This is a genomic window from Rhizobium arsenicireducens (assembly GCF_964021225.1).
In genome coordinates this window covers 1244538-1264371 of record NZ_CAXHYK020000001.1, presented here as the reverse complement: position 1 = coordinate 1264371, position 19834 = coordinate 1244538, and the positions used below count along the sequence as shown (strand labels likewise).

At 62.8% G+C, this 19834-nt stretch carries 15 protein-coding genes; 7 read left to right on the top strand and 8 right to left on the bottom strand.

What is annotated here, in order from left to right; genetic code table 11:
• Positions 1 to 3: 3 nt before the first annotated feature.
• The 6 genes from ACWPVA_RS05940 to ACWPVA_RS05915 form a co-directional block, all read right to left on the bottom strand.
• A complete protein-coding gene (locus ACWPVA_RS05940; RefSeq protein ID WP_454286802.1) occupies positions 4 to 1422 on the bottom strand; it encodes a pyruvate dehydrogenase complex E1 component subunit beta in 1419 nt (472 codons plus the stop codon).
• A gap of 15 nt (positions 1423 to 1437) precedes the next feature.
• Positions 1438 to 2484, bottom strand: a complete 1047-nt coding sequence (gene pdhA / locus ACWPVA_RS05935; protein ID WP_454286801.1) for a pyruvate dehydrogenase (acetyl-transferring) E1 component subunit alpha — start codon at positions 2482 to 2484, stop codon at positions 1438 to 1440.
• A gap of 145 nt (positions 2485 to 2629) precedes the next feature.
• Positions 2630 to 2950 carry an FtsB family cell division protein gene (locus ACWPVA_RS05930; RefSeq protein WP_454286800.1) on the bottom strand — a complete coding sequence of 107 codons (321 nt, stop codon included), beginning with the start codon at positions 2948 to 2950 and terminating at the stop codon, positions 2630 to 2632.
• A 141-nt stretch (positions 2951 to 3091) separates the two neighbouring features.
• Entirely contained in the window at positions 3092 to 4366 is a 1275-nt protein-coding gene (eno, locus tag ACWPVA_RS05925) for a phosphopyruvate hydratase (protein ID WP_454286799.1), read from the bottom strand.
• A gap of 175 nt (positions 4367 to 4541) precedes the next feature.
• Positions 4542 to 5390, bottom strand: coding sequence for a 3-deoxy-8-phosphooctulonate synthase (gene kdsA, locus ACWPVA_RS05920; RefSeq protein WP_454286798.1), 849 nt, complete (start codon positions 5388 to 5390; stop codon positions 4542 to 4544).
• The gene (locus ACWPVA_RS05915) at positions 5390 to 6280 is read right to left on the bottom strand and encodes a VOC family protein (RefSeq protein WP_454286797.1); all 891 of its coding nucleotides are present in this window, start codon (positions 6278 to 6280) and stop codon (positions 5390 to 5392) included. The genes kdsA and ACWPVA_RS05915 overlap by 1 nt, the downstream gene beginning before the upstream one ends.
• 250 nt (positions 6281 to 6530) lie before the next feature.
• Between ACWPVA_RS05915 and lexA the strand changes: the two genes are divergently transcribed.
• Positions 6531 to 7238: a transcriptional repressor LexA gene (lexA, locus tag ACWPVA_RS05910; RefSeq protein WP_454286796.1), complete on the top strand. Its 708-nt coding sequence runs from the start codon at positions 6531 to 6533 to the stop codon at positions 7236 to 7238.
• Here lexA and ACWPVA_RS05905 read toward each other — a convergent pair.
• Positions 7219 to 9783 (bottom strand): ComEC/Rec2 family competence protein, encoded by a 2565-nt coding sequence (locus ACWPVA_RS05905; protein ID WP_454286795.1) that lies wholly within the window; start codon positions 9781 to 9783, stop codon positions 7219 to 7221. The two genes, lexA and ACWPVA_RS05905, sit on opposite strands and share 20 nt — an antisense overlap.
• 287 nt (positions 9784 to 10070) lie before the next feature.
• Between ACWPVA_RS05905 and gltA the strand changes: the two genes are divergently transcribed.
• Positions 10071 to 11360 (top strand): citrate synthase, encoded by a 1290-nt coding sequence (gene gltA, locus ACWPVA_RS05900; RefSeq protein ID WP_454286794.1) that lies wholly within the window; start codon positions 10071 to 10073, stop codon positions 11358 to 11360.
• Positions 11361 to 11442: 82 nt separating this feature from the next.
• Here gltA and ACWPVA_RS05895 read toward each other — a convergent pair whose 3' ends face one another.
• Positions 11443 to 14088 carry a cation-translocating P-type ATPase gene (locus tag ACWPVA_RS05895; protein ID WP_454286793.1) on the bottom strand — a complete coding sequence of 882 codons (2646 nt, stop codon included), beginning with the start codon at positions 14086 to 14088 and terminating at the stop codon, positions 11443 to 11445.
• Between the two features lie 275 nt (positions 14089 to 14363).
• On the opposite strand from ACWPVA_RS05895, the gene ACWPVA_RS05890 reads away from it, so the two are divergent.
• From ACWPVA_RS05890 to ACWPVA_RS05870, 5 genes are read left to right on the top strand one after another with little or no spacing between them, the layout of a single operon-like run.
• Positions 14364 to 16253: a SurA N-terminal domain-containing protein gene (locus tag ACWPVA_RS05890; protein WP_454286792.1), complete on the top strand. Its 1890-nt coding sequence runs from the start codon at positions 14364 to 14366 to the stop codon at positions 16251 to 16253.
• A 19-nt stretch (positions 16254 to 16272) separates the two neighbouring features.
• Positions 16273 to 17295: an anthranilate phosphoribosyltransferase gene (trpD, locus tag ACWPVA_RS05885; RefSeq protein WP_454286791.1), complete on the top strand. Its 1023-nt coding sequence runs from the start codon at positions 16273 to 16275 to the stop codon at positions 17293 to 17295.
• Between the two features lie 10 nt (positions 17296 to 17305).
• Entirely contained in the window at positions 17306 to 18118 is an 813-nt protein-coding gene (trpC, locus tag ACWPVA_RS05880) for an indole-3-glycerol phosphate synthase TrpC (protein ID WP_454286790.1), read from the top strand.
• Positions 18118 to 18603 carry a cyclic pyranopterin monophosphate synthase MoaC gene (gene moaC / locus ACWPVA_RS05875; RefSeq protein ID WP_454286789.1) on the top strand — a complete coding sequence of 162 codons (486 nt, stop codon included), beginning with the start codon at positions 18118 to 18120 and terminating at the stop codon, positions 18601 to 18603. The genes trpC and moaC overlap by 1 nt, the downstream gene beginning before the upstream one ends.
• Positions 18603 to 19826, top strand: a complete 1224-nt coding sequence (locus tag ACWPVA_RS05870) for a molybdopterin molybdotransferase MoeA (RefSeq protein WP_454286788.1) — start codon at positions 18603 to 18605, stop codon at positions 19824 to 19826. The genes moaC and ACWPVA_RS05870 overlap by 1 nt, the downstream gene beginning before the upstream one ends.
• Positions 19827 to 19834: the final 8 nt, after the last annotated feature.

Below are 19834 nucleotides of genomic sequence, written 5' to 3'. Positions count from 1 at the left end.
CCCTTACTTGTAGCAGACGGTTTTAACCGCCTCGACCACTTCGCCGACATTCGGCAGAGCGAGCTTTTCGAGATTGGCGGCATAGGGCATCGGAACGTCCTTGCCGGCGATCGTCAGGATCGGCGCATCGAGATAGTCGAAGGCCTGCTGCATCACGCGGGTGGCGATTTCCGTGCCGACGGACGACTGCGGATAGCCTTCCTCAACGGTGACCAGGCGGCCCGTCTTCTTGACCGATTCAATCACCGTCGGCAGATCCATCGGCCGGATGGTGCGAAGATCGATGATCTCGACGTCGATGCCGTCCTTGGCCAGTTCCTCGGCGGCCTTGACCGCATAGGTCATGCCGATGCCGAAGGAGACGATGGTGGCATCCTTGCCCACCTTGTGGACCCGCGCCTTGCCGATCGGCAGGACGAAATCATCCATCTTCGGCACTTCGAACGAGTGACCGTAGAGGATCTCGTTCTCGAGAAAGATGACCGGATTCGGATCGCGGATCGCGGCCTTCAACAGGCCCTTGGCGTCGGCCGCCGTATAGGGCTGGACGACCTTGAGGCCCGGGATATGGCTGTACCAGGAGGCGTAATCCTGGCTGTGCTGGGCGCCGACGCGGGCGGCCGCCCCGTTCGGGCCGCGGAACACGATCGGCGCGCCCATCTGGCCGCCCGACATGTAGAGCGTCTTGGCGGCCGAGTTGATGATCTGGTCGATCGCCTGCATGGCGAAGTTGAAGGTCATGAACTCGACGATCGGGCGAAGGCCGGCCATGGCAGCACCAACGCCGACGCCGGCAAAGCCGTGCTCGGTGATCGGCGTGTCGACCACGCGCTTGGGCCCGAATTCCTGCAGCAACCCTTGCGTGATTTTGTAGGCCCCCTGGTATTCGGCGACTTCCTCACCCATGATGAAGACATCGGGGTTGGCGCGCATTTCCTCGGCCATAGCCTCGCGCAGCGCCTCGCGCACCGTCATCGTCACCATTTCCGTGCCAGCCGGAATGTCAGGATCGGCGGCGACATCGACCTTGGGGGCGGCCGGAGCCTTGGCCTGACTGGGAAGTTCGTCCGTGGCCTCGCGGGCCTTGCCGCCGGCGGCGCCGGAGGTTGCGGCGGGCGTGTCGGCGTCGGCCTTCGCAGCCTCGGTCGGCTTTGCGGCGCCGAGGTCAGAAGCGCTTTCGCCATCCTGCAGCAGGACGGCGATCGGCGTGTTGACCTTGACGCCCTCGGTGCCGGCGGCGATCAGCAGCTTGCCAAGAACGCCTTCATCGACCGCTTCCACTTCCATGGTCGCCTTGTCGGTTTCGATTTCGGCGATCACGTCGCCGGACTTGACCGCGTCGCCTTCCTTCTTGATCCACTTGGAAAGCGTGCCTTCTTCCATTGTCGGAGAGAGGGCGGGCATGAGAATTTCGATCGGCATGGGTTCCCTCCCCGATTACAACAGAATGTCGGTGTAGAGTTCGGACACATCCGGCTCCGGATCTGCCTGGGCGAAATCGGCACTGTCGGCGACGATGTCGCGCACATCCTTGTCGATCGCCTTCAACTCGTCCTCGCTGGCCCAGCCCTTTTCGAGAAGGCGCGCCTTAACCTGTTCGATTGGGTCATGCTCGGAGCGCATCTTCTGCACTTCATCCTTCGATCGATACTTGGCCGGGTCGGACATCGAGTGGCCGCGATAGCGGTAGGTCATCATTTCCAGGATGACCGGCCCCTTGCCGGCGCGGCAATATTCGACTGCCTGCTCGCCGGCGGCCTTGACCGCACGCACATCCATGCCGTCGACCTGAATGCCCGGAATATTGAAGGAGACGCCGCGCTGGGCGAAGTTCGTCTGGGCCGACGCGCGCGACACCGAGGTACCCATGGCGTATCGGTTGTTCTCGATGATGTAGATCACCGGCAGGTTCCACAGACGAGCCATGTTGAAGCTCTCATAGACCTGGCCCTGGTTGGCCGCGCCATCGCCAAAATAGGCCAGCGATACATGGTCATTGCCGCGATACTTGTTGGCAAACGCCAGACCCGTGCCGAGCGGCACCTGAGCGCCGACGATACCATGGCCGCCGTAGAAGTTCTTCTCCTTGGAGAACATGTGCATCGAGCCGCCCTTGCCCTTCGACAGACCACCGCGGCGGCCGGTCAGCTCACCCATGACGCCTCGGGCGCTCATGCCGCAGGCAAGCATATGGCCGTGATCACGGTAGCCGGTAATGACCTGGTCGCCATCCTTCAGCGTCATCTGCATGCCGACAACAACCGCTTCCTGGCCGATATAGAGGTGACAAAAGCCACCGATGAAGCCCATGCCATAGAGCTGGCCGGCCTTTTCCTCGAAGCGCCGGATCAGCAGCATCTCACGATAGGCCTTGAGCTCCGTGTCACGATCGAATTCGGCAATTGCTCCTTCGCTCAAGTCCTTCTTGGCAGGCTTGGCCGGGGTCTTGCGACCGGTAGCAGTCGCGGCTTTTCGCGGCGCCATTCATCCCTCCCTGGGGTTATTTCGGGTCTTTGTTTAAAAGCAGAATAGGCAAGAAAGCGCCGACGGGCAATGCCATAAATGCATAGCTCACATACAAGGGAAATGTTTGTATTTAAACTGGAATTTGTAATTAACCTGATTTCGGTTAATTCGGCTCGCCGTCAAAAATGACAATCTCGTCCGGCCGCGACATGTTGAGTTGATATCGCGCCTTTTCATCGATCATGTCGCGCTCGAGCGAGCCGTCACTCAGCAGTTCGACCTGCCGCTCCAACTGCTGGCGATGGCCGACCAGTTTGGCAAGCTCGCCACTGCGGGCCAACCGCTGACGCTCGAATTCCTGCGCTGCCCGCAGGCCGTAGTCGCCGTGGATCGAATGATAGCCGAAATAGGAAAGAAACGCGATGGTGACGGCGGGCAGAATGAATTGGCCGAGTTTTCTCTTCTTATGGTGCCTGGTCCACATGCCGATGGTGCCCTGAAACGCAAAACTATGGCTTCAAATTATCGACTAGTGCTTAACCGATCGTTGACCGTAACGACCCAACGACAAAAAAAGCCGCGCCCCTTGCGGAGCGCGGCCTGTGAACTCCCGAATTGAGCGCGATCAGGCGCGCAGGATCGACGTCCCGGCGTAGCGAGCCTGGGGACCGAGCATTTCCTCGATGCGGATCAGCTGGTTGTACTTTGCCAGGCGATCCGAGCGCGACAGCGAGCCGGTCTTGATCTGGCCGCAGTTGGTGGCGACCGCGAGGTCGGCGATCGTCGAGTCCTCGGTTTCGCCCGAACGATGCGACATGACGGCCGTGTAGCCTGCCTTGTGTGCCGTTTCGACCGCGTCGAGGGTTTCCGTCAGCGAGCCGATCTGGTTGACCTTGACGAGGATCGAGTTGGCGACGCCCATCTTGATGCCGTCGCGCAAGCGAGCCGAATTGGTGACGAACAGGTCGTCGCCGACCAGCTGGCACGAATTGCCGATCTTGTCGGTCAGCGCCTTCCAGCCGTCCCAGTCGTCCTCGGCCATGCCGTCCTCGATCGAGATGATCGGATATTTGGCGGCCAGCTCCGCGAGATAGTCGGCCATGGCTTCCGGCTCGAGCGTGCGACCCTCGCCCTCCATCACGTACTTGCCGTCCTTGAAGAACTCGGTCGAGGCGCAGTCGAGCGCCAGATAGATGTCTTCGCCCGGCCGGTAGCCGGCCTTCTCGATCGACTTCATGATGAAGTCGAGCGCTTCCGGCGCGCTCTTCAGGCCGGGGGCAAAGCCGCCCTCATCGCCGACATTGGTGTTGTGGCCCTGGGCCGCCAGTTCCTTCTTCAGCGTGTGGAAGACTTCCGAACCCATGCGCACGGCATCGCGCATGTTGTCGGTGCCGACCGGCATGATCATGAATTCCTGGAAGTCGATCGGATTGTCGGCATGGGCGCCACCGTTGATGATGTTCATCATCGGCACGGGAAGCACATGGGCGTTGGGACCGCCGACATAGCGATAGAGCGGCAGGCCGGTGGCTTCGGCGGCGGCCTTGGCGATGGCCAGCGAAACGCCGAGGATGGCATTGGCGCCAAGGCGCGACTTGTTCGCCGTGCCGTCCAGCTCGATCATCAGATTGTCGATCTGGATCTGGTTCTCGGCTTCGAGACCGCCGATCGCGTCGAAGATCTCGGTATTGACGGCCTCGACGGCCTTTTCGACGCCCTTGCCGAGATAGCGGCTGCCGCCGTCACGCAGTTCTACGGCTTCGTGCGCGCCTGTCGAGGCGCCCGACGGAACAGCCGCACGTCCCATGCTGCCGTCTTCGAGATAGACATCGACCTCAATGGTCGGATTGCCGCGGCTGTCGAGAATTTCGCGGCCGATAATGTCGGTGATGGCAGTCATGGGAGCCTCCCTGCTAGTGGGTCGGATTGAGGATGGCCTGTCTTAATCGATGATGCGGAAAATACAATGGCAGCGACATGACAGAAGCCAAAAGGCAATGCGGACATTCGTCCCAATGCAAAACGCCGGCCTAAGGGCCGGCGTCTGCAAGGAAGGATTGCCGCTGAAGTCGCGGTCAGGTAGCCTTGGCGATCGCGTCGAAGGCCAGCAGCTTTTCCAGCAGGCGCTTCATCTGGCTGATCGGCACCATGTTCGGACCGTCCGACGGGGCATTGTCCGGATCCTGGTGGGTCTCTATGAACAGGCCGGCCACGCCGACGGCGACCGCGGCGCGCGCCAGCGTCTCGACGAACTCGCGCTGGCCACCGGAAGAGCCGCCCTGGCCGCCCGGCTGCTGGACGGAGTGGGTGGCGTCAAACACCACCGGCGCGCCCATGGCCGCCATGATCGGCAGCGAGCGCATATCGGACACCAGCGTGTTGTAGCCGAAGGATGCGCCGCGCTCACACAGCATGACATTGGCATTGCCGCTGGCATTGATCTTGTTGAGGACGTTCTTCATGTCCCAAGGGGCGAGGAACTGGCCTTTCTTGACGTTGATCGCACGGCCGGTCTGGGCAGCGGCCACCAGAAGATCGGTCTGGCGGCAGAGAAACGCCGGGATCTGCAGAACGTCGACCGTCGGCGCAACCAGCCGGCAGTGCTCTTCGGTGTGCACGTCGGTGAGCACCGGGAAGCCGTATTCCTTCTTGAGATCGGCAAAGACCTCCATCGCCTTTTCCAGGCCGATCCCGCGCTCTGCAGAAAGAGAAGTGCGGTTCGCCTTGTCGAAGGACGACTTGTAGACGAGGCCGAGCCCGAGCTCGCCGCAGATCTCCGAAAGCTGGCCGGCGATCATGAAGGCGTGATCGCGGCTTTCCATCTGGCAGGGGCCGGCAATCAGCGAGAATCGCTTGGAATTGGAGAAGACGACCTTGGCGGTACCTTCGCCGACGACGACTTCGGAATGGGTCGGATTGCTCATCAAACTTCCTCGAAAACGAAGGGCACGCCCTGCCCCGCCTCATGCGGAACGATCAGACGCGCGCCGTGGCGGCTGAATGCGATGCCCTTAGCAGCGAGCAGCCGCTCTGTCACGCCGATATCGGCAACCTTGACGATTAGCAACCGGCCTTTGAGCCCCCGTCCGCAATCCTTTGTCTCGAGCCCGAAATAGCCGGCAAGCCCGGCCGGCGTCAGCGCCTCGACCTTGGCATTGGCCGATTGCAGCGACAGCCCGAAGGAATGGGCCTCGACTTCGCGCTGCTCGAATACCTCTTCCAGCAGATACTGGAAGTCGCTCGGATTGTCCTCGCCGAGCACGACGGTCGATAGACCAAGCGCGCCGTTCTCGTGCCGCGCCAACGCGCCGCGGTCCGCCGGCAAGGGATTGACCCGCTCGCAGGCAAACAGGAAGAAGTCGGGCGCCCGCAGGTCGGCCGCGAAGGCAAGCTTGAACCCGCCCAGGACATCTGATCCGTCCGCCATCTTGAACACCCGCTCGAAGTGCAGAATCGGACTGCCGGAAAAACCCGCCGCAGCGAAACGCCGGTGATCGGCCTCGGCATCATCGGTCTTGACGACGATCGCCGACAGCCCTTCCGGGCCATTGCGGAACCGGAACGCCAGGTCGCGCGCCACGAACATGTTTCCAGCCTTGGCCGCCGCCTCGCATTCCTCACGGCTGGCGACGGAGAGCGGCTCGAGATAAGTGTCGTCGGCGAAGAACACACAGGCATTCTCGGTGCCGAACGGATGGCGCGCATCGGCCGCCACGGTGAAGCCGAGCTGGCTCAACCGACCGCGCGCCGCCTCCAGCGAGTGGACGGGGAGGACGACATGGTCGAGGCCTCGCGCTTTGTTCAATCCGGACATCCCATACCCCCTTGTCAGGCACTCGCCATCGACGGGATGATTTGCGCCATTTGCCTCTCGATGGCAAGCCGATCCGCTATCGCCTCGCCACGCCCGGAGCCAGATCAGCGCGTCCTGTACACGCAAAGCGCCGTGATCAAAAAATTCACCATTCGCACTGCAGACTTCAAGGGATCTTTGGTACTTGCGGAACACAACTGGAACAGATAGTGTATGTTCCGTATTTGTTTCACAATTGGGGCACCGCAACATGCTGACGCGCAAGCAACAGGAACTGCTTCTTTTCATCCACGAACGGATGAAGGAATCCGGCGTCCCTCCATCCTTCGACGAAATGAAGGACGCGCTGGATCTCGCCTCCAAGTCGGGCATCCACCGTTTGATCACCGCCCTTGAGGAGCGCGGCTTCATCCGGCGCCTGCCAAACCGCGCCCGTGCGATCGAGGTGATCAAGCTCCCGGAAGCCTATTCGCCGAGTCTCCAGCCGCGCCGCGGCTTTTCACCCAGCGTGATCGAAGGCAGCTTGGGCAAGACGCCCGTGGCGGCGCAAAAGCCCGTCGAGGACACGTCGAATTCGGTCAGCGTCCCCGTCATGGGCCGTATTGCCGCAGGCGTTCCGATCTCGGCGATCCAAAACAACACCCACGACATTACCGTTCCCGCCGAAATGCTGGGATCCGGCGAGCATTATGCGCTCGAGGTCAAGGGCGACTCGATGATCGAGGCGGGCATCCTGGATGGCGACACGGTCATTATCCGCAACGCCTCCAATGCCAATCCGGGCGATATCATCGTCGCCCTGGTCGACGATGAGGAGGCAACCTTGAAACGTTTCCGCCGCCGTGGCGCGTCGATCGCACTCGAAGCGGCGAACCCGGCTTACGAGACCCGCATTTTCGGCCCGGACCGCGTCAAGATCCAGGGCAAGCTGGTCGGCCTCATTCGCCGCTACCACTGAGCGCACTTAACTCTGCCATGCTGCTCGGCTGTGCTTCCGGCATGGCCGGGTTGACACCCTCCCTCTCTGAATCCGGGACGAAGCTGGCGCTACGCCAGTCGTAGCGTCGGTGGATCGACCAGGGACGGGTCAGGCCTTCGAAAGATGTGGTGAGCGTCATTTCGCCGGCTTCGCGTCGTCCCAGATGGATTTCGACGGCCCCGCTGCGACGCATTGTTTCAGCAGTAAGGAGCCGGGCGCCCGAGCGGCAGGACGAAAAGGCGACGCGCCGCGCCGATACCACGATATCGGCCACATCGCAGGCGCCGCCGACAAAAGCGGCCTCTTCCACGGTGGCGATTGTCCAACCGCTATCAAGCCGCGCCACGCACCAGAGCTTCCCTTCGCAAATAAAACGGTCTTCCCCGCCCTCGGTCACGGCCTCTTGCATCCGATCGCGCGCCGCCCGGATTTCCGCCTCCGACCACTGACGCCGCTGCACCGGCTGCCGTCTGTTCGGTGGAGCGCCGGGCACCGGCCCGTTCGCGGCCGTTTTTGCGCCGAGGTCTGGTGAGCCGGGAGGCGGCCCGGTCGATGAAACACTTCGTTCCTCGGGTCTCACATGCTCGTCGATTCCGAGCGCTGCCTTCCACTGATCGAAGATGAACCGAGGCGGGCGGGCTCGATTGGTCGCGATGCTGTCCTCCGACACGCGCAGGCCGACAAGCTGACCGTCTTCCGCAATCAGGATATCGGCGGCCGGCGGCGCAGGACCCCGCGCAAGGAACGCGATCACCGCCGCGAGCAAGACAGTGCCGGCATGCCGCAGTCGCGTCCGTAACAACGTCATCAGAAGAAGGCCGATCGACGCAAGCGGCAGAAACCACGCGGGCATCCGCGCAAAGCCGATCGGCTCGCCCCAGCCGGCCACCGCATGCGCAATCGCGAGGACCGATCTCAACCCCCATCCCATGATGGCAAGGAAGGGCGCATCGAGACCAAAGGGCATCAACAGCATAGCCAGGAGACCGGCGGGCATGACGAGGATCGAGACGAGCGGCATTGCCGCGAGGTTTGCTTCCAGACCATGCGGCGCCAGACGGTGGAAATGGGCGATGGCGAAGATGGCGGTCGAGAGACCACCGATCAATGAGGTGAGAAACGTGCCGGCGATGAACTTGCCGCCTTCACTGAACGATCTTACCCCGGGAAATGCCAGCCTGATCCCGCTCCGGCGCTTGCGGCCGCGCCATGCAGCATAGCCGGCGATCAGAGCCGCGGTCGCGGCAAAGGACATCTGGAAGCCCGGCCCCATCACGGCAGACGGCGTCACCGCGATGATGATGATCGCGGCGACGGACAGATTGCGCAGGCTGATCGCCGGACGGTCGAACAGCACCGCGATCAGCATGATCGCCGTCATCAGGAAGGCGCGCACCGCGGACACCTGAAAGCCCGATATGAGAAGATAGGCGAAAGCCGCGACGAGCGCCCCGGACGCGGCGATTTTCTTGATCGGAAAGACTTGGGCCAGGCCAGGAAAAAGGCTGAGCGCCATCCGCAGGCCGATGAAGAATATTCCCGAGGCGAGCGCCATGTGGAGGCCGGAGATGGCCACGATGTGTGCGAGCCCCGAAAGACGCAACGCCTCGGTGGACTCCTTCGTCATCGCGCGCCGATCGCCGGTGATGATCGCGGCGGCAAATGCGCCGGGATCGCCCCCGATGACCGCGCGGATACGTGTCGCAATCCGGTCACGCATGGCAAACAGAAATCGGTCGCTCGCCTCCCACAGGGTCTCTCCGCTCGTGTCCGCTTGTCCCCTCGACTCACGCGGCGCGCCGAGGAAAAAGCCGACTGCGCCGATGCCGTCGAAATAGCTCGCGAAGGCGAAATCGTTGAGCCTCGGTAACGCCGGTCCCGACGGTGGCGAAAGGCGCGCCCGGCCGACAAGCGTCTGGCCGAGCGATACCGGAGCCTGGCTGCCCCGCGCCAGAAGCGCTACCCGCTCGGGTGGCCGTTTCAGCCGTGGTTCCGCGGTCGATATCAGGCGCAAGACATAGCGCCATTCACCCCTCGGGCCGGCCTGCCGCCGCTCGACCACGCCCGTCACCACCGTCGTTACGCCGGCATCCAGTATCGTCGTCGCCGCCCGCCTTGCCTCCAGATCGGCCAGCATCATGCCCACCAGCAGGAGCGCTCCGGCACCGAGCAGGCGAGCGGCGAAACGGTATCGGCTTGCGGAAAGCAGGCAGCCTCCGCCGAAGACAGTGGACAGAAGGGCCAGGGCGGTCGTGGATGGTGGATGCCCGAGGCAGAACCAGATGACCGCGCCAGCACCCAGGAAGACCGGTAGGAAGTAGAAGAAGTGGCCGTGATCGCGTTCCCGAACCAGCGCCACGCCAAACCGTTCGCCGCCATGGGCAATCGCCGCGCGCAGGCGGGATGAGACTGTTGCTGTACCGTTACGGCGGTGCATACCGGCTCTCACCGGAGCAATATCAGCCATCGCCGGAGGCGCTGCGCCGCCAGCCTCAGTCAATCCGGCACCTCGATCGGTGACCACCGCCACTTTCCGCCCCCCGGATCGCCCCCCTCGTCGCGGAATCTGAATAAATCCGAGGCGGCGCCTTGAGGCGAAGGTTAGCAAGCGATGCGTGTGCAGGAAAGCCTTTTCCCGTCAGAACCCCTAAATCGATTTAGGTTAATTGATTTTACATCATAACGGCTTTTGCGATGCACAATTTGCCCTTTGGCTAGCTTGGCATTAACGTTCGTATCATATAGCTACAGGCTACGTTTCACCCAAGGGCGCCTTTTCGGACGCCTTCTCGCCAATTCCGGAGGATTAGCATGACGGACAAGAGCGCTACTTTGAAACTCGGGGAAAAGACGGTCGATCTGACCGTGCGGGCCGGCACGATCGGTCCGGAAGTCGTCGATATCGGCGCGCTTTACAAACACACCGGCGCCTTCACCTATGACCCGGGCTTCACGTCTACGGCGTCCTGCGAATCCAAGATTACCTATATCGATGGCGACGAAGGCATTCTGCTGCACCGCGGCTACCCGATCGAGCAGCTCGCCGACAAGGGCGATTTCCTCGAGGTCTGCTATCTGTTGCTCTACGGCGAACTGCCGACCGCTGCGCAGAAGAAGGACTTCGACTATCGCGTCACGCACCACACCATGGTGCATGAGCAGATGAGCAAGTTCTTCACCGGCTTCCGCCGCGACGCCCATCCGATGGCCGTCATGGTCGGCACGGTCGGCGCGCTTTCGGCCTTCTACCACGACTCGACCGACATCACCGATCCGCACCAGCGCATGGTCGCATCGCTGCGCATGATCGCCAAGATGCCCACGATCGCCGCCATGGCCTTCAAGTACCATATCGGACAGCCCTTCGTTTACCCGAAGAACAATCTCGACTACGCCGCCAACTTCCTGCACATGTGCTTCGCCGTGCCTTGCGAGGAATACAAGGTCAATGCGGTGCTCGCCCGCGCCATGGACCGCATCTTCATCCTGCATGCCGACCATGAACAGAACGCCTCGACCTCGACCGTGCGTCTTGCCGGCTCCTCGGGCGCCAACCCGTTCGCCTGCATCGCGGCCGGCATTGCCTGCCTCTGGGGCCCAGCCCACGGCGGCGCCAACGAAGCAGCCCTGAACATGCTGCAGGAAATCGGCACCGTCGATCGCATTCCGGAATACATTGCCCGCGCCAAGGACAAGAACGATCCGTTCCGCCTGATGGGCTTTGGCCACCGCGTCTACAAGAACTACGATCCGCGTGCCAAGATCATGCAGAAGACCATGTACGAAGTGCTGGAAGCGACGGGCCAATCGGACGATCCGCTGATGCAGGTGGCACTCGAACTCGAGAAGATTGCGCTCAACGATCCCTACTTCAAGGAAAAGAAGCTCTACCCGAACGTCGACTTCTATTCGGGCATCACGCTTCGTGCGCTCGGCTTCCCCACGACCATGTTCACCGTCCTCTTCGCGCTCGCCCGCACCGTCGGCTGGATCGCCCAGTGGAACGAGATGATCGAGGATCCGCAGCAGCGCATCGGCCGCCCGCGCCAGCTCTACACCGGCGCGCCGCAGCGCGACTACCTTCCGGTCTCGCAACGCTAAGCACTGCAAAGCCCACAAGACAGAAAAGGCCGGCGGAACGCTTCCGCCGGCCTTTTTTAATTGTCGGCCCCAGTGTCCGCCTTCAAGGTCTTGCCATAAGTTGCCGGCGGTAGATGAGTTTCTCCACTTCGCTAACCAGCAGTAGGCAGGACGCCAGCCCCAAAAGGATCAGCCATTCCTTGAGCGTGATCGGCGCAATTCCGAGAAGATCGTTCAGCCCGGGCACATACATGGCCGCTATATGCAAGGTCTGCGTGGCGACGATACCAACCAGCAGGAAGGGATTGGAGGCGAGCGACTGGCGAAAGACCGACCGCCGCTCGGAGCGGCTGTTGATGCACTGGAAGTTCTCGAACAGCACGAAGAGCACGAGCAGAAGATTGCGCGCGGTAAATTCGCTGACGCCGGTCGAGAGCAGCCAGTAGAACATCGCGAATCCACCGCCGCCCATAACCAGCGTCGCAACCACGATGCGGCGGACCATCAACGGGTCGAACAGCGATTCTTCTGGCTTGCGCACCGGCCGCTCGAGCTCGTCGCCTTCGGCCGGTTCGGTCACCAGGGCGACGTCCTGTACGCCGTTGGTCACAATATTCAGCCAGAGCAGTTGCACGGCCGTCAGCGGCATGGGCGTACCGAGGATCATGGCGAGCAGGAAGATCAGAACCTCCGCTGACCCGGTCGCCACGACCATGTACACCACCTTTCGGATATTGCTGTAGGCCACCCGCCCTTCGCGAATGCCGGCGACGATGGAGGCGAAGTTGTCATCGATCAGGATAATGTCGGCGCTCTCCTTGGCGACGTCCGTTCCGGTCCGGCCCATGGCAACGCCGACATGTGCGTGCTTCAGCGCCGGCGCATCATTCACCCCGTCGCCCGTCACAGCCACGTAGTGGCCGTTGCGCGCTAGCGAGCGAACGATGGCCAGCTTGTGGTCGGGCTTCACCCGGGCAAAGACGCGCACATGACGTGTAAGTTCGTCGAGCGCCTGTTCGCTTGTCGCCATCGCCGCCGCCACATCTTCGCCGCTCGCCACATCGGCGGGTGCGAAAATGAGCCCCGCCTCGCGCGCGATCACCGTCGCGGTCCTGGGATCGTCGCCCGTGATGACCACCACCTCGATGCCGGCGGTACGGCAGGCAGCAAGTGCCGCCGACGCCTCCGGGCGGATCGGATCCTGCATCCCGGCAAGGCCGAGAAAATTCAGATCGATCAGCATGTGGTGGCCGTAATCGTCGTTGCCGTTACGCGCCATTCGCCCCTCGGCAAAGGCCAGCACCCTGAGTCCCTCGCGCGCCAGCGCATCCATCTGGCGATGCAGGAGCCCGTGATCCATCGGCACCGCCCGGTCGCCGACCTGCATCGTGCTGGACATCGAAGCGAGCATTTCCGGGGCACCCTTGACGAATATGTGCAAGTGGTCCGCATCCACATGGAAGGAAGCCGCATATTTCAGTTCCGGCTCATAGGGGATGCGCTTCTCCAGCCGGTATCTTTCCATTAGCTCCGGCTTGCTGACGCCACCCTTATGGGCCGCGGCCAGCAGCGCGACGTCGACGGTGTCCCCCATCGGATCGAATCCGCCGGCGCCGTTGCGCCCCGGTCCCAGTTCCCCCTCGTTCGGAAGTGCCGCCGCCCGCAGCAGGCGCTGAACCGCCGGGCTCGGACCTTTGTGGTCTCCGTCACCGTTGCGGATGCCGCCGGCAGTCGGATCTGCTCCGGTGTCGAGCAACCACTGGCTTTCATCGGGCAGCCGGATATCCGTCACAGTGAGTTCGTTGAGCGTCAAAGTACCGGTCTTGTCGGTTGCGATCATTGTGCAGGACCCAAGCGATTCGACCGCCGGCAGGTTGCGCACGATGACATTGACCTTGGCCATGCGGCGCATGCTGATCGCGAGCGCCACGGTGATGACGATCGGCAGCGCCTCCGGGATCGCGCTGACGGCAAGCCCGATCGACATGTTGAGCAGATCGCCCAGCGCCATCTGGCGCCAAAGCCCGACCGCGACCAGGAATGCAATGGCGACCCCGACGGCGATCGCGATCAGCCGGGTGAACTCTTCCATGCGGATCATCAGTGGTGGCTTGGCCGTCGAGCGCTCCTGGATCGCGCCGGCGATGCGCCCGAGCTCCGTCTGGCTTCCGGTGGCGACAACCAGACCGCGCGCGCGCCCCCGTGTCACGATCGTACCGGCGAAAACCGGATCTCCCTCTTCCTTCGAGACGGCCCGCGACTCGCCCGTATGCGCCGCCTCGTCGCATTGCAGCCCGCTCGCCTCGATCAGGCGGATATCGGCGGGCACACGCTCGCCGGATTCGAGAAGCACGACATCATCCGGAACGAGGCCGGCCGCATCAATGACCTGTCGCTGACCGTCGCGAATTACCGTGGCATGCGGCTGCTCGAGCGCGCGCAGAGCATCGGCCGACTTGCCGGCGGAATACTCCTGGATCGCCCCGACAATCCCGTTGATCATCAGCACGACAGCGATGAACATCGCGTCCGTGATCTCGCTGATCAACATTGACAGGACTGCGGACGCCATGAGGATGTAGATAAGCGGACTTAGGAACTGCAGAGCCAGAACCTTGATGAAAGGCGTGCGGCCGGCGATTGGCAAACGGTTTTCGCCGAACCGTTCCAGCGCGCGCGCCGCTTCGGCACTGGTAAGCCCATTCATGGGCGGCGTCACTTCGCTCTTCGCGCCAACCGTCTCTGCCATTCCTACCCCAAATATTCAAATGCGACCGAAGCGCCGTCTAGTTGTACCCGATATCGACTCCAACGGTATTGCGACATTGTGAAATATGCGAACATGCTCCGGCTTTGCAAAGCAGCCGCCACGAACGATTTTTCGCCAAGCTGGCGTTCCATGCAGCGAGCGTGTCGGCACGAGCCTTTTCGCCGAACATGCCTTCATTTCCGCAACGGTTTGTTTTATGGAACGTCAACCGCTTCGCGGTCTGCGAAGAGCTGTAATGAGGTGAATGTGTTCCGATGCTGGAAGTTCTGAGAAAAAGCGCCCGTACCCTGGTCGCAAAAATACTGTTGCTCTTGCTTGTCGCTTCATTCGGGGTCTGGGGCATTTCCGCATCTCTTTTCGACGCGGCAACCGACACGGTCATCAGCGTAGGCGACCAGCAGGTTTCCGCAAGCGAATTCAGCCTCGCCTACCAGCGTCAACTTTCAGAACTCAGCCGCCGCTTCGGCACCCAGCTCACCACCGAACAGGCCAAGGCCTTCGGGGTCCCGAATCAGGTCTACGCCCAGCTCGCGGCCGGAGCGGCGCTGGACCAGCTGTCCCAGGACATGAATCTCGGCTTGTCCAAGGATCGCCTCGCCCAGCTTATCGCCGAAGATCCTGCGTTCAGGACGGAAAGCGGCCAGTTCGACCGCAATCTCTTTACCACGCGCCTTCGCAATGCCGGGCTGCGCGAAGACGACTATATCCTTGAACGCTCCAAGGTGGCGATCCGTAGCCAGATCGTCGAAGCGACCTCAGATGGTTTCGTCGCGCCCAAGACCCTTGTCGATGCGCTCAAAGCCTATCGCAACGAAAGCCGCGATGTCAGCTATGTGCTGCTGAACAATGCCCATATCGATCCGATCAAGGCGCCCGACGAAGCGACGCTGGCGGCATGGTTCGAAGCGGTCAAGGCGCGGTACCGCGCGCCGGAATTCCGCAGCTTTTCCTACGTGAAGCTCGAACCCGCCGACATTGCCGACAAGGCGGCGATTTCCGACGAAGCCATCCGTCAGGATTACGAGGCACGCAAGAAGAACTATGAAATCGCCGGCACCCGTACGATCGAACAATTGAGCTTCGAAACCCGGGAAATGGCCGAGGCAGCGCTCGCCGAACTCAAGACTGGGACGAGCTTCGATCAGCTGGTATCCGACCAGGGCAAGACCGCGAGCGACGTGCTGCTTGGCGAATTCTCGCGCGACAGGCTGCCCGATCCGATCCTCGCGGACGCCGCCTTCGCCATCACCGCGGAAGGCGCGACGACGGATGTCGTTGACGGCGCCCTCGGCCCCGTCATCCTGCGGGTCACCAACATCAAGGAAGGCCGGACACGGTCGCTGGACGAGGTCAGGGAAGAAATCCGTGAGGCTCTGGCAGAAGCGGCCGCGGTCGCGGACATGACCACAGTATATGACCAGTTCGAGGACTTGCGGGCCGGCGGCTCCACGCTCGAGGATTCGGCAAGTCAGTTGGGGCTCAAGCCGATCACTGTCAAGGCAGCGGACAGAACCGGCAAGGACGAGGACGGCACCGACGTGCCCGACCTGCCGGAGCGCGACGCCCTTCTTGCCGAAGTCTTCGAGACCGAGGTCGGTGTTGAGGCGCTTCCGCTCAATATCGGCAATGACGGCTATATCTGGATCGAAGTGAAGGACATCGTCGCCGAGCGTGATCGCACCCTCGATGAGGCCCGGGAAAAGGCGACTGCCGACTGGACCGCAGAGCAACAGAAGACCGCCCTCGGCACCAAGGCCGAGAGCCTGAAGGAGCGTGTTGCCAAGGGCGAGTCGCTCGACGTTATCGCAGCCGAACTCGGCATCGCGGTCGAAACCAAAGCCGGCATCCGCCGCCAGACGGAGGACGCGGTCCTTGGCCCGGCCGCGGTGACGGTGGCTTTCGGCGGAGCGGTCGGCTTGGTTGCCAGCGCACCGGGCGCTGATCCGGAGACCCAGATCCTGCTCAAGGTGACGGACGTCAGGGACCAACCGTTGACGGATGCGCTCGGCAATGCGGATGCGCAGACCAATGAGATCGCCACGGCCGCCGGCGACGACATCCTCGACCAGATGGTCCGCCGGCTGCAGGACGATTACGGCGTGACGATCAATCAACAGCTCGCCGAACAGGCCATGGTTCGCTGAGGACGGGAGAGCAAAACACATGTCCGGTCTGAAGCCCTATATCGCCAAGGTCGCCAACCGACAGGCGCTCACCCGCGAAGAGGCGAGCGGCGCCTTCGAAGTGCTGATGTCGGGCGAGGCCAGCATGGCCCAGATCGGCGGCTTCCTGATGGCGTTGCGCGTGCGTGGCGAGACCGTCGACGAAATCGCCGGTGCCGTTTCGATCATGCGCACCAAGATGGTGCCCGTCGAAGCCCCGCCTGATGCCATCGACATCGTCGGCACCGGGGGTGACGGGACGAATACCTACAACATTTCGACACTGGCGGCTCTGATTGTAGCCGGCGCTGGAGTTCCTGTGGCCAAGCATGGCAACCGCGCCCTGAGCTCCAAGTCGGGTGCGGCCGACAGCCTGTCGGCGCTTGGTGTGCGCCTCGACATCGATCCGGAAACCATTGCCCGCTGTATTCGTGAAGCCGGCATCGGCTTCATGTTCGCACAGCTCCACCATCCAGCCATGCGCCATGTGGGTCCGGCCCGCGTCGAGCTCGGTACGCGCACGATCTTCAACATCGTCGGCCCGCTATCAAGCCCCGCCAACGTCAAGCGTCAGCTCTTCGGCGTCTATTCGCCAGAATGGTTGCTGCCCGGCGCCGAGGCCCTGCGCGACCTCGGACTGCAGAGCGCCTGGGTCGTCCACGGCAGTGGTCTCGACGAGGTGACCACCACCGGCCCAACCCAGGTCGCAGCGCTGAAGGACGGCGAGATCACCACATTTGAACTGACGCCGGACGATTTCGGTGTGCCGACGGTACCGCTCGAGGCGATCAAGGGCGGCGACGGCGCATTCAATGCGGCGGCCCTCAAGGCCGTTCTCGACGGCGAAAAGAATGCCTATCGCGACGTGGCGCTCTGCAATGCCGCCGCTGCGCTGATCGTCGCGGGCAAGGCAACGACCGTTCACGAAGGCATGGCGCTAGCGTCGCAATCGCTCGACAGCGGCTCCGCCGCCCGGGCGCTCGACAGGCTGATCGCCGTTTCCAACCAGGCACCACGGGACTGAGACTGAAGCCATGGCGGACATCCTCAAGCGTATCGAAACCTACAAACGCCAGGAGATCGCCGCAGCGAAAGCCCTCCGCTCGCTCGCCGATCTCAAGGCGCTTGCCAGCGAGCAGCCGGCCCCGCGCGGCTTTTATCGTGCACTTGCTTCGCGTCGTGAGGCCGGTGACTTCGGCCTTATTGCCGAGATCAAGAAGGCAAGCCCGTCCAAGGGCCTGATCCGCCCGGATTTTGATCCGCCGGCATTGGCCGCGGCCTATGAAGCCGGCGGTGCGGCCTGTCTTTCCGTTCTCACCGATGGCCCGAGCTTTGAAGGTTCGCTCGACTATCTGGTTCAGGCCCGAAACGCCTGCGCGCTACCGGCGTTGCGCAAGGATTTCATGTTCGAGCCCTATCAGGTCCACGAGGCCCGCGCCTTTGGCGCCGACTGCATCCTGCTGATCATGGCCTCTCTTTCCGACGACGAGGCCAAGCGTCTCGAGGACGAAGCCCTCGGCCTCGGCATGGATGTGCTGATCGAAGTGCATGACGAGGCGGAACTCGAACGCGCCGTCAAGCTTGTCTCGCCGATGATCGGCATCAACAACCGCAACCTGCGCACCTTCGAAGTCAGCCTCTCGGTCAGTGAACGGCTCGCCCCGATGGTGCCGGCCGACCGCCTGCTGGTCGGCGAAAGCGGCATCTTCAGCTTCGACGACTGCAAGCGTCTCGAAACCTGCGGCATCACCACCTTCCTGGTCGGCGAGAGCCTGATGCGCCAGCCTGACGTCGCTGCCGCAACGCGTCTTCTTCTGACGGGCCAGTCCCCGGCGCAGGTCGCCTGATGGGCGGCCTCACCCACATCAACGCCGCAGGCGAGGCGCATATGGTGGACGTCGGCGACAAGGCCGAGAGTGCACGCAGCGCCACCGCCGAGGGGCATGTCAGGATGGCGCCCGCGACGCTGGCGCTGATCCGCTCCGGCAATGCCAAGAAGGGCGACGTGATCGCCACGGCCCGTATTGCCGGTATCATGGCCGCCAAGCAGACATCGAACCTCATTCCGCTCTGCCATCCGTTGATGCTGACCAAGGTCACCCTCGACATCGAAGAAGACACGGCCCTGCCCGGCCTGCGCGTCACCGCGACCGCCAAGCTGACCGGCAAGACCGGCGTCGAGATGGAGGCGCTGACCGCCGTCTCCGTGGCCTGCCTGACGATCTACGACATGGCCAAGGCCGCCGACAAGGCGATGGAGATTGGCGGCATTAGACTTCTAGAAAAGACCGGCGGCAAGTCGGGTACATTCCACCATCCGGAGGCAGGCTGATGTCATTGCTCGCGGTCGAGGACGCCCAAGACAGACTGCTAGAGGCCGCAGTGCCGATCGACCGACGCGAGACGCTGGCGATCGATCAGGCAGACGGTCGCGTGCTAGCCGAAGGAATTGAGGCGCGCTTGACGCAGCCGCCCTTCGACGCGTCCGCCATGGACGGCTATGCGCTTCGTGCCGCAGACGCCCCTCAGCCAGGAGCCACATTAACGGTGATCGGTACATCGGCTGCCGGCCACGGCTTTGACGGCACGGTTGGTCCCGGAGAGACAGTCCGCATCTTCACCGGCGCACCGGTGCCCGCCGGTGCCGATACCGTCCTGATCCAGGAAGATGCCGAAAAGCTTGAAGGCCATGCCATCCGCACGACCTTTCCCGTGACGGCGGGCCGGCATATCCGACCGCGTGGACAGGATTTTGCCGAAGGTGAGACCGTGCTTTCGGCCGGCACCCGGCTCGATTTCGGCCGGCTGATGCTGGTCGCGGCGATGAACCATGCGACTGTCGAGGTCTTCGCCCGGCCAAGGGTCGCCATTCTCGCGACCGGCGACGAACTGGTGGCGCCCGGCACGCCGCCTGGTCCCCACCAGATCATCGGCTCCAACACCTTCGGCATCGCCGCCCTTGCGCGCCAGGCCGGTGCCGAGGTGATCGATCTTGGCATCGTGCCCGACGATCGTGCCGAGATCACCGCCGCGATCGACAAGGCCAGGAGCGCCGGCGTCGATGTTCTCGTCACGCTCGGCGGCGCCTCGGTCGGCGATCATGATCTCGTCCAGTCGACCCTTCTCGCCGCCGGCATGCGCCTCGATTTCTGGAAGATCGCCATGCGTCCCGGCAAGCCGCTGATGGTCGGCGAACTGGACGGCATGCATGTGCTCGGCCTGCCAGGCAATCCGGTCTCGTCCATGGTCTGCGGCCTCTTGTTCCTCGAACCGCTGCTCGCCAAGCTTTCCGGCCGGGCACCCATGTCCCGCCTTGCCACTGCCCGGACCGCGACCGTTCTTGCCGCGAACGACAAGCGCCAGGACTATCTGCGGGCCCGGCTGACGCTCGACGCCAACGGCCTGTTATTGGCAGAGAGCTATGGCAAGCAGGATTCGTCGATGATGAAGATCTTCGCCAATTCCGACTGCCTGATCATCCGCCCGCCGCACGCGCCGGAACTGCCGGTCGGAGCCGAGATACCGGTGCTCCTGCTGCGCATGATCGAGCGCTGAGGCGCGAG

Excerpts from the sequence above, each read along its gene's own strand:
- kdsA (WP_454286798.1), bottom strand. The coding sequence starts at position 5,390 with ATGAGCAATCCGACCCATTCCGAAGTCGTCGTCGGCGAAGGTACCGCC.
- ACWPVA_RS05940 (WP_454286802.1), bottom strand. The coding sequence starts at position 1,422 with ATGCCGATCGAAATTCTCATGCCCGCCCTCTCTCCGACAATGGAAGAA.
- gltA (WP_454286794.1), top strand. The coding sequence starts at position 10,071 with ATGACGGACAAGAGCGCTACTTTGAAACTCGGGGAAAAGACGGTCGAT.
- ACWPVA_RS05870 (WP_454286788.1), top strand. The coding sequence starts at position 18,603 with ATGTCATTGCTCGCGGTCGAGGACGCCCAAGACAGACTGCTAGAGGCC.
- pdhA (WP_454286801.1), bottom strand. The coding sequence starts at position 2,484 with ATGGCGCCGCGAAAAGCCGCGACTGCTACCGGTCGCAAGACCCCGGCC.
- ACWPVA_RS05915 (WP_454286797.1), bottom strand. The coding sequence starts at position 6,280 with ATGTCCGGATTGAACAAAGCGCGAGGCCTCGACCATGTCGTCCTCCCC.
- eno (WP_454286799.1), bottom strand. The coding sequence starts at position 4,366 with ATGACTGCCATCACCGACATTATCGGCCGCGAAATTCTCGACAGCCGC.
- ACWPVA_RS05890 (WP_454286792.1), top strand. The coding sequence starts at position 14,364 with ATGCTGGAAGTTCTGAGAAAAAGCGCCCGTACCCTGGTCGCAAAAATA.
- trpC (WP_454286790.1), top strand. The coding sequence starts at position 17,306 with ATGGCGGACATCCTCAAGCGTATCGAAACCTACAAACGCCAGGAGATC.
- lexA (WP_454286796.1), top strand. The coding sequence starts at position 6,531 with ATGCTGACGCGCAAGCAACAGGAACTGCTTCTTTTCATCCACGAACGG.
- ACWPVA_RS05895 (WP_454286793.1), bottom strand. The coding sequence starts at position 14,088 with ATGGCAGAGACGGTTGGCGCGAAGAGCGAAGTGACGCCGCCCATGAAT.
- trpD (WP_454286791.1), top strand. The coding sequence starts at position 16,273 with ATGTCCGGTCTGAAGCCCTATATCGCCAAGGTCGCCAACCGACAGGCG.
- moaC (WP_454286789.1), top strand. The coding sequence starts at position 18,118 with ATGGGCGGCCTCACCCACATCAACGCCGCAGGCGAGGCGCATATGGTG.
- ACWPVA_RS05930 (WP_454286800.1), bottom strand. The coding sequence starts at position 2,950 with ATGTGGACCAGGCACCATAAGAAGAGAAAACTCGGCCAATTCATTCTG.